Here is a 14,362-nt window from a genome sequence, read left to right on the forward strand (position 1 = left end):
TCAGTTTATCAGCATTTACAAGTTTTTTTTTCGCTTTTTTTTATTTTTTTTTAAAACTTTTTCTTAACAATCTGATAATGCTAAATTTAGAATATAATTTATTTTTTAATTAATAAAGAATTTTCTTTCTTTTTAAAGTTTTTCATAACATCGCCCTTTGGAAAAAGTACGTTTTTATCGAACTGATAATTTTTATTGCTGTTCTATAACAACTTTATGAACCCTTATATAAGATCAATTTGATATTAAAATTTGAAAAATTATAAAACCAGTTTTTTAAGTAGTAACAAATACTTAAATTTTACATGCATTTATGGGAGAATTGTGGTACATGCAGCTTTAGTAAATTAAAAAAATCGCTATAGACAACATATTCTTAATTTGAATTCGATGTATAAAGTTCCAAAATCAAATGCCTTACACTATCCACATACTATATATGATGTAATATGAAATTAATTCAATTACTATCCTTAATAGTTATTTGAGTCGTTTTGTTTTTAAATAATTTACTTAAAGATTGAATTATTCGAATCTGAATTCAATACGCAATTATAATTTGGTTAATTTAAATGGTAAATTGAATTATTTTCTATTCTTTAATTAGCTTATAAACTTCAATTTTCCCTATTACGTCAAAATCCAAAGTGTAGTCAATGTTGAATTCATAATTTTTATCCATTAAGACAATGTTCATCGCTCTATAAATTTGATTATTTAAACTCGTATTTTTTGACAAAATAAGATACCAAGGCAATAAACTTTCAGATAAATCATTACTGACCAGCAGGTCAAATCCTTCTTTTCTGGTTTCTTCAACAAAGTAAGAACTAGGAAAGTTATGTTGATTCTCATCTATAAATCTTTTAAATAGCTCAAGATCTGATTTGTTAAAAGAAAGTGCCTGTAAATTTAAATTGCTAAACTTATCAAGTTTAAACCATTTAATATTTACAATTAATTTTTTAGAATCTAAATTGTATTTAAAATAGGCAAGTTGCGTATTTATAGTATACATGGATAATATTTCTAATTAAATTATTACAAGACAGTTTATATACAATTCTTCACAATTGGATATATAATATTGCTAAGGCTGCTAAATCAAAAAATTGGTGTTTTGATTTTAAAAACAGTACTTTTTAAATAATGGCTAATTTAGTATGAATTGGAGTATAAAAAACAATTAATCTAACATTTAGAATTATTCTAATCAGTAGGAAAAAACTTGTAGTTATGTCTTTATTGCTCTTTAGCTTTTAATAGCATTTTTATATATAATGCCATCTGTCTGGGAAGTGGATACCTTTTCTGCTACAAAAACGTAAGGCTGTTTATTAGAAATTTTACATTAAAAGAAGGAGTGAACTATTTTTTTTTTAATTAAACTAGAATATTAAATATCAACAAATTAAGCGTAAAACCAATTGAAAAATATTAAAAAATTGATGTTTTAATCTGGTTCGTTTTTACTTCATAAAGGGATAATCTGTATAACCTCGCTCTGTACCACCTCCAAATAAGGTATGATTGTCTATAATTTGATTTAAGCTTAGATTTCTTTCTACTCTTGCAGGATAATCTGGATTAGTTAAAAAATTTCTTCCAAACCCAATTAAATCGACTAAATTTTCTTGAAGTAACATCTCACCCTCTTCAGGAGTTTTATTACCAGTAGCAATAATTGTATTTTTGAAATTAGATCTAAGATCTATTCTAAAATCTACTGGAATTTGAGGAGCATCATCCCAATCTGCCTCACAAAGATGAATATAAGCTATATCAAGTTTATTTAGTTTTTTGACTGCAAGCATTATAGTATGTAATATTTCCGGATCGTTCATATCTTTAAAACTGATAAAAGGAGAAAGTCTTACTCCTGTTTTTTCTTTTCCGACTGCATTAGCTACTGCTTGCGAAATTTCAATCAGTAAACGAATTCTTTTCTGCTTTGTTCCTCCATATTCATCAGTTCTTGTATTGCTATTGCTTCGCAAAAATTGATCAATCAAATAACCGTTTGCACCGTGAATTTCAACTCCGTCAAAACCGGCTTCAATAGCATTTTTTGCGCCCTTTACAAATTCGTCAATTACAGTATTTATATCCGTTTTGTCCATTTCTCGAGGTTGTTCTACCGGAACAAAAGTTGCATCTCCATTAACAGCACCATCAAATATATAAACATTTGTATTTTGAGCTAATAATGCTGAAGGAGCTATAGGCTGTAATCCATTAACTTTTGAACTGCTTACTCTCCCAACATGCCATAACTGCAAAAATATTTTACTTCCGTTTTTATGTACTGCCTCTGTTACTAATTTCCAGCCTTCCTTTTGTTCTTTACTGTAAATTCCAGGAGTTTTAGCGTAGCCCTTTCCTTGTAAAGAAACCTGAACTGCTTCTGTAATTATGATACCGGCTGTGCTTCGTTGCGCGTAATATTCTGCCATCAATGCATTGGGAATATCGCCCGGCTGTGAAGCTCTAGAACGCGTCATTGGAGCCATTAAAAAGCGATTTTCTAAATGATTGCCACTTAAATTGTACTGCTGAAATAATTTCTGATACTTCATATTATTTATTGTTTTTATACATAAAAAGTTTATTTTTTTATTTTAAAATCAAACACTTAATTGCCCTTGCATCATCATTCGCGTATAATGCTCTTATCCTGATAAGCCATTTGAGCAATTTCATCTTTTCTTTTAAAACTTACTCCTTTATGTTTTTGAATGTAGCTGATGATTTCTGTAGTCGCGCTAACCATTTGCGGTGTGCCTCCTATTCGATCGTGAAAACTTATTGAGAGCTGTCTCCGCTTTTTTTCGGATTCCTTATACAGCTGATCAAATTCCATTATCACCTGACGGGCAAATTGATCTGCGCTAAAATTTTTCCCTTCTACTAATACAATATCGTTACAGCGTATCGTATACGGAACCACCGCAAAATCATTTCCTTTTACCTTTAATAAAAAGGGCTCGTCGCGGCTTAAATCATCAATATGATATTTAAAACCCAATTCCTGCAAAATTTCGAGTGTATTTGTGCCGCGTCTTAACCAGTTTGCATTATAACCAACGGGTTCAAAACCAGTTACTTTTTTTATGGCATCTGCTCCGTCTTTGATGAACTTTTTCTCTGTTTCATAAGGCATAGAATATTGCGTAGCCCAATCCATTCCGTGAGCAGCGGCTTCATGTCCTCTTTGTACTATTTCCTTTGCTAGTTCCGGATTTTTAAATACTGCTGATCCTACCATATGTGAAGTCACTTTGATTCCGAAGTTATCCCAGTTGTCCAGCATTCTCGGTATTCCTTCCTTATATCCGTATTGATACCAGCTCTCACCCGGAAGATCTACAAATCCTTTCTGCATATTTTGCGGAAACGGGCTCTCTGAATTTACAGGTTGTCCCCCCGCTTCAAACTGCATAGAAACGGATACGACCAAACGTGATCCGTCAGCCCACTTAGTTGGAGAAACTTCTTCATTAGTTTGTAATTTTGGTTGTAAATCACCTGCAAGTAAAGTGTTTGTTGGCAACAATCCTGCAATTCCAACAAGGCTTGCTTGTTTTAGAAATGTTCGTCTGTCTTTCATATTTTATAATGTTAGGTTTGATAGTATTTATTGCTTTTTATTTAAGCACTTTTTCAATAATCAATGTTTCTTCATAGAGTGAAAATTTGCTTATCAAATTATTTTCCACTGTAATATGAATCGCAAGTGGCATTTTAAAATGTTTGCCATTTTTTTTCACAGTTCTTTCGACAAAACCAAAAACAGCAACTTCCTTTCCCCTCAATAAAAAAGACTGTGCTTCAAGTTTTTCGCTTCCATCAAAAAAATAACTAAAGAGCGTTTTAAACAATTCTGAAATTTCTTCGCGTTTGGAGCGATGTCCCGTCCAAGGCATATATTTCGATTCGAAAATATACCAGTCCACTTTTTCAGCAACCATAGAGGCAATCTTTTCGGGATCTTTTTCTGCTATATATTTAAAGAACTTTTCTGCAGTTTCTTTTGTTTTGATTTCTTCGTCAGTATAAACTTGCGCTTGTGCCGAAAAATTAATCAATAGCATCACCACTATCCATTTTATAATTTTCATTTTTGTTTTAAAGACCCCTTTTTTCATAAGATTGTTTTTTTTAATTATTTTGACCTAACTGCATTCTACGCTTAAAAATGAAGCTGCATCGTAATTCCCGTAAAGAATATATTTTTACCTGTTCCAGATGCCTGAATGTACTCTTTGGCCTGAAACCAAGTTGCTTCGAGTCTGAAATACAAATATTGATTGGGTTCCCAGATGATTTCACTTTCGAGCTGATTTCCTATTTTCTTTTCGGTTGTTGTATCTCCCGGATAAATCAAAGTTGTATTAGGTGCATAAATACCGTCGTTGCTGCTGTATCTCCAAAACATATCATAATCAATAACCCACTCTACATTTTTAGCTACTTCTAAACTCAATGAAGGATGAAAATCAATTAAATTGGAAGGTCCGATAACAGAAGCAAGACCAAAATAAGCACCTCTTGGAAATAGCGGATTAAAGGTTTGCAAACTTGTATCGCCTGCCGTTTTATCTCCGCTGATTACTTCAGTTTTAAAACCAATTTCGGGACGAAACTTCACAGCATTAAAACGATAACCTGCATTAATCGAAGCCGTCCACGCACTAATGTTTTTAGCCTCTACAGTACCAAATTGGTAAACAGCTTCTCCGTCATAACGCCAGTTTTCTGTTTTTCCCCAAATTCTTGTGCCTACAGACTGTCGGTTTTCTTTACCCGATGCATCATTAAAAGCAGCATTAGCCCTCTCATAACCTAAATAATAAATATCAATGTTTTTGATTGCTGGTATTTTATTAAAGACAAAATAACTTCCCCATAGTTGCCTGTCCTTATTCGATGCATCATCAAAAATACCATCGTGTGCTACGACGTAATGTGTATAAAAAAAGTCTGTTGTTAAATTTTGTCTGGACACTATAGCTTTTATTCCGTCAAACGATTGTCTGTTGTTAGGTCCTTCTCTAACAGCCACCAAACGCTGTGATCCGTAAGTGAGTTCCTGCCTTCCTACTCTTAAAATAAGTTTTTTATTGTCCTCATTTATAATATTAAAATCTGCAAAAGCCTGATGTACTTCAAGCGGGTTTTGTTCTACAGGATTCGGATCAATTCTACCATCTGCCATACTGCTTTGCGTCTGAACAAAAGTTCTAAAAAATTTTCCGGCATGAAAATCGGCATGAAATAAATATCTTCCTAAAACATAACCATCGTTATCCTGCGGACCATCGCCCCAATTTTCATTTTTAGCATAGAAGTACTGAAAACGTATATCGCCCCCAAAACTGATATAGGTTTCTTTAGAAGCAGAAACTGGCAGGAATTTCACTGTTTTATACCAGCCATTGCTTACGGTATCGTTTTTCAAAAACCCATAATTTTCATCAAACCGAAGTGATTTAAAATCAGGATACCGCTGTGCAAAACCAGAAAATGAAAGCATTAAAATCACTAATAGGATCTTGTTTTTCATAATTCAATTTTTAATTACTTAACCCCATTTTGCTTAATATCCTTGTACGCATTTGGCACATTGAAATTAAAATGAAGCCAGTTAAAAAGTTCGTAACCTTTATTAAATTCTTTCATGGTTACAGCAGCTTTGGTTTCTTCTAATGTCAAGCCTTTCTTCACTGCCTGCTCCACATTCGATTGCAAAGCCGTTACATAATCGATGGTATATTTGATTCCGGCTTTATTCGTAATGCGTCCGTGTCCGGGAACTACAATATCTTTATCCGAAATCATATTGTAAATTTTGTTCAGGTTTTGTACCGGTTCTAAAAAGTAGCCATCAAACAACCACGGAATTGTCGGGCTTTCTGCAATAAAAGGGTTTCCTGCCCACAACACATTCCCTGAAGCTGATTTTAAATACACAAAAAGATCTGCCGGAGATTGTGCCGTTCCCACATTAATTACCTCCACAATATTGCCTTTTCCCATATCAATTTTCATCGTCTGATTGATTGCTATTGTAATATCCGCTGGACGGTACACACTTTCTTCAATTCCTCTTCCTTTACCAAAAAGCATAATCATAAACTGTTTGATATTATCGTAATTTTTAGCCAGATTTTCTTTGCAGAATTCGTTCTGAATTACAATAGTTTCTTTTGGAAGCAAATAATTCCCAAAACAATGATCACCGTGATCGCTGGTATTTATGGCATAAATAATAGGTTTTGGCGTAACAGATCGGATTAGTTTATAAAGTTGATCGTACAATCCTTTACTTAGCATTGTTTCGATTAGCAAAACCCCTTTATCACCAACAATAAATCCTGCCGAAGTAGCCTGGGCAATTCCTTTTGTGGTTTCTGTTTCAGTTGTACTTGGAGAAACTGCATATACATTCTCTGCAATTTTATGCAATTTTAAAGTTACTTTGTTGGCGTCCCAAATGGGTACATGATCGGGCATTGGAAATTGTGCATATGCCTCTGTATTGGCTGAAACACAAAGTAGGATAATTGCCAATCGCAAAATTATTTTTTGAATTTTCATGATCTAAATTTTAATGGTGAGTTGTGAGTGGTGAGTTGTGATTTGTGAAATGTAAGATGTAAAATGTGAAATGTGAGGTTTGAGGTTTGAAATGTGATATATAAACTGCTCATTTTTATTTTCACATTTCACATTTCACATTTCACATCTTACATTTCACAAATCACATCTTACATTTCACATTTCACATTTTTTCACATTTTTACTTTTTACTGCTTCTTTTGATAGCCACCAAAGTATTTTACTGGCGACCAATCTGGAATTACCGGAGCAATTTCAGGATCAAATGTTTTAAAATCTCTGGTAGCGTATACTATTTTTCCATTTACAATTGTCAAATCCGATTCGATATTTCGAACTTTGTCTGCTGAAATTGTAAAATAATCCTCTGATAAAATCGAAAAATCAGCATACATTCCTTTTATCAGTTTTCCTTTTTCTTTTTCTTCGCCAGAAAACCAGGCGCTTCCTGAAGTGTACAATTGAAGTGCGGTGAACTTATCCAACACCTGATCTTTTGGCCAAAACTGCATGCCTCCTAAAGTTTTTCCGGTAATGAGCCAATGCAGTGCCATCCACGGGTTGTATGTTGAAATGCGCGTTGCATCAGTTCCCATTCCGACAGGAATTCCCATTTCAAGCATTTTTTTAATAGGAGGCAGTTGTGTTTTAGGAGCACCATACATTTTCTCGTATAATTCTCCCTGAAAGTACATTCTAAACTGAACTGCGATTCCTCCGTTTAATACTTTTACTCTTTCCAATTCCTGAGGTGTAATGGTTTCGGCATGATCAAAAAACCAGCGCAATCCGTTAAACGGAATTTCTTTATTGACTTTCTCAAAAACATGCAGCATTTTGTCAATCGATTCGCCGTAAGTGGCATGCAATCGAAATGGCCATCTGTTCTTAACAAGCAAGCGAATAATGGGTTCAAGATCTTTTTCCATTTCATCAGAAAGTACAATTCTTGGTTCCAGAAAGTTTTCGAAATCTGCTGCAGAGGCCACAATATTTTCTCCCGCTCCTTCTTCGGTATAACCGTTGGCTGTCAAAAGATTATCATTTTTATTGATAACCGTTTCAGCAACCCATTTTTCATAATCCTGAAGTTCTTTGCCTTTTTGCTGTGCAAAGAGATAATACGAAATTCTAAGATTCAGTTTTCCCTGTTTGGCCAATTCCATCGAAGTCGCATAATCTGACGGGAAATTTTGTGATCCACCAGCTGCATCAATCGCCGATGTTAAACCAAAGCGATTGAGTTCTCGGTTAAACTGAAGCGAACTGTTGATCCTTTCTTCGGGAGTCAACTTTGTGGTTAGTCCTAAAGTGGTATAAATGGCTTTTGGCGTTTCTTTTGCAAACATTAATCCGGTTAAATTTCCGTTTTTATCTTGTTCCAAAACGCTTCCTTCATAATGTGTATCTTTAGTATAGCCTAAAACTTCGATTCCTTTTTTATTCAAAAATGCTTTACCATATAAATAGGTTATGAAAACAGGTTTGTCTGGAACTGCGGCGTTTATTTCTTCAATAGTGGGCTGTCTTTTTTCTTCGAATCCAAATTCATTCCAGCCTCCAATAACTTTAATCCAAACTCCGGGCGGTGTTCTTGCTGCTTGTTCTTTCAACATTTCCATTGCTTTTTTCAGTGTTTTTACACCATCCCAACGCAATTCTGAATTATAATTAAGTCCTTCACGAATCACATGAATATGACTGTCGTTTAAACCTGGCACTACAGTTTTGCCTTTTGCATCAATGATTTTTGTTGCTGTGGTTTTATAACTTTCTAAAATGTTTTTTGAAGTTCCTGTTGCCAGAATAATTCCGTTTTTTATCGCCAGTGCCTGAACAAATTCATTGGATTTCTGCATTGTTGCAATTTTCCCGTTATAGACAATTAGGTCTGCTTTTTCCTGAGACTGTACCAACAGACCAAAGAAAAATAATAGTATTAAAAATATTTGCTTCATTTTTTTAGATTTAATTGGTCTGTTTTTGGAGTTTTATTTTGAAAGAAAAAATGCCAGTAAATCTTTTTGAACTTGTGCCGTATTTTCCTGAACCAGCCAGTGCCCAGAACCAGCAATTTTCGATTCGGTTACATTTTCGGCAACTAATTTAGAATGGTCTTTCAGGAATGCAGCCGCAAAATATTCGCCACCCATTGCAAGCAAAGGCATTTTAAGTTTCGTTTTGGCCAAAACCAAATTGTCTTTTCCGTCCTGAGGAAATGCTCCAAACCATTTAAAAGTAGATTTTGCGCCATCTTTAACAGAATAGGCTCTAATAAATTCTGCCGTTTCTTCAGCTGTAAAAGGGTCTTTTGCATGTCCTACAACCGGCCAGAAATTCGTTAAAAATTCTTTCTCTTTCCCGCTCACAATATCTCCTGAAGCCGGCCACGCAAAAAATCCAAACCACCATGCCGAAGCCGAAACTTGCGACCAAACAGGTTCTATACCAGGAAGTAGCGCATCCATTAAAGCTACTTTTTTAACTTCACTTCCGTATTGCGCCGCGTATGCATAAGCTACCATAAGTCCAATATCATGTCCTGCTAAATTGATATTATTATATCCTAATTTTTTAACTAGTTCATGAATATCTTTTGCCATGTTTTTTTTATCATATCCTCCTTCTGGCTTATCAGATTCTCCCACACCTCTCAAGTCTGGAGCGATAACTGTAAAATGTTTTGAAAGTTCTGGCAGCAGACGATTCCACATGTACCAATTTTGTCCAAAACCATGAACCAATACAAGAGGATCACCTTTTCCTCCAATTACATAGTGAATTTTAACTCCGTTTACATCTGCGTAAGCATGTTTAAAATTTGCTGGCGGATTTGCAGGTTCAGTTTGAGGTGCTTCAGACGATGCAACAGGCGTTGTTTCTGTTGCAGGAGTTTCTTCTGTTTTTTTATTACAGGAAATTAACGTCAATAATAAAAAGCTAAACGTTATAAGCTGGGCTGTTTTACTTTTAAAGTTTAAAAAAGTAATGTTTAATAAATTCGTTTTCATAATTTTAATTTTAATTGGTTACTAAATAATGGGTTATTATAATTTTTTATACTGGCAATTTTGAAATCCATTCTTGTATAAAGACTGCGATTTCCTGCCAGCCGGGCTGATTTAAAACAAAGTGATTTCTTTCGGGAAAAACCTTGTAATCTGTTATAGAATTTTTATGCGTATATTTTTTGAAGTTGGAATAATTGAGCGATTCCGGAATAGTGTGATCTGTTGATCCTGCAATTAGTAATAATGGATTGTGGGCTGTATGAAAATCTACTCTTGCTGCTGAAGTTATTGTATCGCGGACGATTAACTTAGATTCAGGAATAACATAGTCACAATATGCTTTTTCCTGCCATTCTTCGGGCATACCATTAGTAAAAGCATACTGCCACTGGCTAAAACTCATTAAGAAAGTTTTTTTTGCAGAAGTAAAAAAACCGAGAGGACCCCAACCTGCTTTTAAAAAGGAAAATTTAAAAGTCATAATTCCCTGAGGCGGAACCGAATGTATAGCAATTGCAGCCGAAGCCAGATTGCGTTGTAAAAGTATTTGAGCTGTAAGTCCGCCAATAGAATGGCCGATTATAATTGGCTTTTGAGGAAGGTCTTTTGCTATTTTTTCAAAATGATCTATTAACTGCGTTAATCGCAAACCTGCAATCTGCGGATCTGGATGACGAGAGCGCAAAACATCAACTGGAGCATCTTTATAAGGCCATGCCGGTGCAAGGGTTTTAAAACCTTTACTCTCAAAAAAGGTTTGCCATTCATCCCAGCATTTATTGCTTACAAATGCACCTGTAATAAAAAGTATTGTAGTAGGGTTTTCAGTCAGCATAATACATATTTTAATGTTATGCCAAAGTATAAACGAAAACCGAACCTTTTTATTAACTACTTGATTATCATTACTTTATTATTTAAACGATAATTTTAAACGACTGTATTTCGTCGTAAAACGAAACTAAAGCAACTTAATATCGTTTTTTGAGTTGTGAAATGTGAGTTGATTTGTGAATTGTGAAATGTGAAATGTGAAATGTGAAATGCAATATGTAAAATTTGGAGGTAAAATATAACGAAATATATTTCGACTAAATTTAGATTCCACAATTTATAACTCCTAACTCATAATTCACATTTCACATTTCACATTTCACATATTGCATTTCACATTTCACAACTCACAACTCACATTTCACATTTCACAATTCACAACTTATAACTCCTAACTTAAAAATGACTTCTCTTTATGCCCAATTTTTGCATTCTGGAAGCAAGCGTAGTCGGCGGAAGTCCTAATATCTCTGATGCCCCGCCTGCTCCTCTGATTCTTCCGTTGCATTTTTCAAGTACATTGATAATATGCTCTCTTTCATTTTCCTGAATAGTTTTAAAGTACCATTCATTTGTATTATTATTTATTTTGGTTTCTTCAAAAGCCGGAAGCGGAATGTGCTCAATGGTATCTGTCTTTGCTAAAAGAATACTTCTTTCAATAAGATTCTCCAATTCACGAATATTTCCCGGCCATTGATAGGATAAAAGACTCTTTAAAGCGATTTCTGATATTTCGGTCACATTTTTCCCCGTTTTAGAACTATAGAAAGCAATAAAATGACGGGCAAGAAGTCCGATGTCTTCTTTACGCTCTCGCAATGGCGGCAGTTGAATAGGAAATACATTAAGCCTGTAATACAAATCAAGCCTAAAACGGCCGTCGGCAACTTCTTTTTCCAGATTGCAATTGGTAGCCGCAATAATTCGGACGTTTACTTTTATGGAAGCATTTCCTCCAACACGTTCAATTTCTTTTTCCTGAATTGCCCTAAGCAACTTTGCCTGCATTTCTAAAGGCATATCACCAATTTCATCCAAAAATAAAGTACCATTGTCGGCTTGTTCAAATTTACCTATTCGTCGTTCTGATGCTCCTGTAAAAGATCCTTTTTCATGTCCGAATAGTTCCGATTCAATTAAGCTTGCAGGCAGAGCAGAACAGTTTATTTTCACAAAAGGCTGATTGTTTCTATTAGAAAGCTCTTTAATACTGTGGGCAATACTTTCTTTTCCCGTGCCGCTTTCTCCAGTAATTAAAACGGTTGTATCGGCTGGCGCAACTTGCAAAATATGATCGAATATTTTTAACAGCGCCGGACTTTTACCTACAATCGATTCAAAACCTGATATCTTTAATTTTTTTCCCGTACCCGGATTTACAGATGACGTATTTTTTTTGTCTAATTTTTTGTCATGACTGATTAAATTTTCAATGGCATAAATTAAAGGTTCTTGAAGCCTTTCACAAAGCGTTAAATGATTTTTGTTATAATTATCAGGCCTTCTGCTGAAAAAAGACAGATACAGTCCGCCATTCTCACTGAGAGATAAAGGAACGGGCAGCATTAAATTCGATTTCATGTTCATTGAATTTGCGATTAGCTTTTTGATCGGAGTTTTATCGCATATTTTTACAAAATCCTGATTATTATAAAATGTAGCTTCGGTTTCCACTCTGCTTCTATCTCGTAATTCATTTATTTCAGATTCTTTTAACGCAGTGATATTCTGCAATTCTTCAATGCCAATTCTCTGATATTCGTGCAAACCTGTTCTCGCATATCCCAAAACTCTGCTTGATAATTTATTGTCCATATAAAAAACAGCCATTACAAGATCAAAAGAAATAAGAGATTGCAGGGAAGTAATGATATTAAGAACCCGATCGTCCCAATTGCCACTTTTTGTTACTATTGTTTTTAATTGTTTTTGAAACAAAAGTTCTTTTCTGATAGAAGATTCAATGCCATGCTGTTGATGATATTCGGCAATTTCAATTGTTACCAATAAATCTTTTTCTCTAAAAGGTTTTACTAAAAAGCCGTACGGATGAGTTAGTTTCGCTTTGCTGAGCACTTCTTCATTAGAATTAGCAGAAAGATAAATAAACGGAATATTATCTTCTTTTAGTTTTTCAGCCAGATCAATACCCGTTTCTTTTCCGGAAAGAAAAATATCCAGAAGCACCAATTCCGGTTTTTCCTGAGCAATATAATATTTAGCATCAGGAACCGAACGTGCCATGCCAATTATAGAGTGACCGGCTTTTTTGAGCATTAACCGCAAATGATTTGCCTCAACAAACTGATCTTCAACAATGAGAATTTTTAATGGTTTTGCCATTTTGCAGAATTAAATTAATGAGAATTATTTTCGTCGAAAGTAAATTCCAGCGTTATTTTAGTACCGTCCGCATTAGTGATTAGAAACTTCCCATCAATATCTGCAGAAAGTCCATGCATTAATTTCACTCCTAATGAAGGATTGTTATAAGGGTCAAAATCATCAGGAAGTCCGATCCCGTTATCCTGAATAATTAAAGTATAATTATGATTATCAGTTGTTTTAAGCGAAATATTTATTATGCCGTTTTCATTGTTGGGAAAGGCGTATTTAATAGCATTAGTAACAGCTTCATTAAAAATTAGCCCAATAGGAATTGAATGTGATAAAGGCAGGTTAAAACTATCAATATCAAGTATAAATCGTATTTCATTTCCGATTTCGAATGAATCTTTTAAATATTCGGTTAATTCGAATATATAAGACGGCATATTAATTATCGATAAATCTTCTGATTGATATAATTTCTGATGAATCAATGACATTGAATAAATTCGGTTTTGACTGTTGTTGATCGCCTGGATCGCTTCTTCATTTTTCAAAAATTCAACCTGACTTGCAAGCAGTCCTACTACCATTTGCAGGTTATTTTTTACTCTGTGATGAATTTCGCGCAAAAGCCATTCTTTCTCCACCAGCATATTTTGGAGCTCCACATTTTTTTGATTGATTTCCTCCTGCTGTACTTCTAAAAGTCTGTTTGTTCTCTTTTTAAAGGTAAACCTTTTGTATAATAAGCCGAGAATGATAAGCAAAAGCAACAAAAATGTTATCATAGAATTTCTTAAAAATGCCTCATTCTTAAGCCTGCTTTGCTGCAACAAGGTTTTATTTTTAAGTTTGACAATATCCATGCTTTTCTTCTCGGTCTCATAAATAATATTAAGCCTGACGGAAATAGGATAAATATCGCTTTCTTTAAGATTGGCCGCTTTATAGAAAAATATCGCTTTTTTTAATGAATTTAGAGAGTTGTGAAAATCGGATATTGAAAAATACAATTCGCTGATTTCTCTGTAACAGTCACCGCTTCTTTTATTGTTTCCCGACTTTTCAAATAACGATGCGGCTTTAAAAATTGGCGTCAATCTTTCTTCTATTGGTGCATCAGTACGCATTTTGGCCGACCATACCATTACCCATGCCTCTCCCAAATCATCTGTTTGATTTGTTTTACTTAACATTTCTATTGCTTTTCTGGCATTGACTTCTATCATTGAATTGTTATTTCTCAACTCTTGCACCATGGAAAGCTGTAGATAACATTTACCGGAATAAATATTAGAATGAAGTGCCTGACTTATCTGAAGAGCTTCTTCAGCATATTGATATGCCTTTTGCAATGTTATAGGGTTACTATAAGAAGCCTCATACCAATCGCTTACTTTTAATAACGTTTTTATCTTATCAATACCCTGCAATTCTTTTAAGGAACTTTCGTCTTTTTTTACCTCTATCTCCGTATACAGCGGGATCTGGGCATTTATACCAAACGAATTACCTATTATCAGCAGGATAACGATAAAGTATTCTATGCAGGCAGACGTTTTCAT

The 14,362-nt window shown here is 34.3% G+C and carries 11 protein-coding genes; all 11 read right to left on the bottom strand.

Annotation, left to right across the window (positions count from 1 at the left end; translation table 11 throughout):
* Nucleotides 1-592: 592 nt before the first annotated feature.
* On the bottom strand, nucleotides 593-1,018 hold the full coding sequence (locus IRZ83_RS11505) for a hypothetical protein (protein ID WP_194568879.1): 426 nt from the start codon (nucleotides 1,016-1,018) through the stop codon (nucleotides 593-595).
* Nucleotides 1,019-1,469: 451 nt separating this feature from the next.
* A complete protein-coding gene (locus IRZ83_RS11510) occupies nucleotides 1,470-2,576 on the bottom strand; it encodes an alkene reductase (RefSeq protein WP_194568882.1) in 1,107 nt (368 codons plus the stop codon).
* A 74-nt stretch (nucleotides 2,577-2,650) separates the two neighbouring features.
* Nucleotides 2,651-3,607, bottom strand: a complete 957-nt coding sequence (locus tag IRZ83_RS11515; RefSeq protein ID WP_194568884.1) for a polysaccharide deacetylase family protein — start codon at nucleotides 3,605-3,607, stop codon at nucleotides 2,651-2,653.
* 37 nt (nucleotides 3,608-3,644) lie between these two features.
* Complete coding sequence (locus IRZ83_RS11520; RefSeq protein WP_194568886.1) at nucleotides 3,645-4,118, bottom strand: nuclear transport factor 2 family protein; 474 nt, start codon at nucleotides 4,116-4,118, stop codon at nucleotides 3,645-3,647.
* Nucleotides 4,119-4,189: 71 nt separating this feature from the next.
* Complete coding sequence (locus IRZ83_RS11525) at nucleotides 4,190-5,563, bottom strand: alginate export family protein (protein WP_194568888.1); 1,374 nt, start codon at nucleotides 5,561-5,563, stop codon at nucleotides 4,190-4,192.
* Nucleotides 5,564-5,577: 14 nt separating this feature from the next.
* Nucleotides 5,578-6,597: an MBL fold metallo-hydrolase gene (locus IRZ83_RS11530; RefSeq protein WP_194568908.1), complete on the bottom strand. Its 1,020-nt coding sequence runs from the start codon at nucleotides 6,595-6,597 to the stop codon at nucleotides 5,578-5,580.
* Nucleotides 6,598-6,806: 209 nt separating this feature from the next.
* Nucleotides 6,807-8,576: an amidohydrolase gene (locus IRZ83_RS11535; RefSeq protein WP_194568910.1), complete on the bottom strand. Its 1,770-nt coding sequence runs from the start codon at nucleotides 8,574-8,576 to the stop codon at nucleotides 6,807-6,809.
* Nucleotides 8,577-8,609: 33 nt separating this feature from the next.
* On the bottom strand, nucleotides 8,610-9,629 hold the full coding sequence (locus tag IRZ83_RS11540) for an alpha/beta fold hydrolase (protein WP_194568912.1): 1,020 nt from the start codon (nucleotides 9,627-9,629) through the stop codon (nucleotides 8,610-8,612).
* 46 nt (nucleotides 9,630-9,675) lie between these two features.
* Nucleotides 9,676-10,464: an alpha/beta hydrolase gene (locus tag IRZ83_RS11545; RefSeq protein ID WP_194568914.1), complete on the bottom strand. Its 789-nt coding sequence runs from the start codon at nucleotides 10,462-10,464 to the stop codon at nucleotides 9,676-9,678.
* A gap of 395 nt (nucleotides 10,465-10,859) precedes the next feature.
* Nucleotides 10,860-12,809 (bottom strand): sigma 54-interacting response regulator, encoded by a 1,950-nt coding sequence (locus IRZ83_RS11550; RefSeq protein WP_194568916.1) that lies wholly within the window; start codon nucleotides 12,807-12,809, stop codon nucleotides 10,860-10,862.
* 14 nt (nucleotides 12,810-12,823) lie between these two features.
* On the bottom strand, nucleotides 12,824-14,362 hold the full coding sequence (locus IRZ83_RS11555) for a sensor histidine kinase (protein WP_194568918.1): 1,539 nt from the start codon (nucleotides 14,360-14,362) through the stop codon (nucleotides 12,824-12,826).

It is taken from the genome of Flavobacterium sp. JLP, assembly GCF_015350755.1.
Lineage (GTDB): Bacteria > Bacteroidota > Bacteroidia > Flavobacteriales > Flavobacteriaceae > Flavobacterium.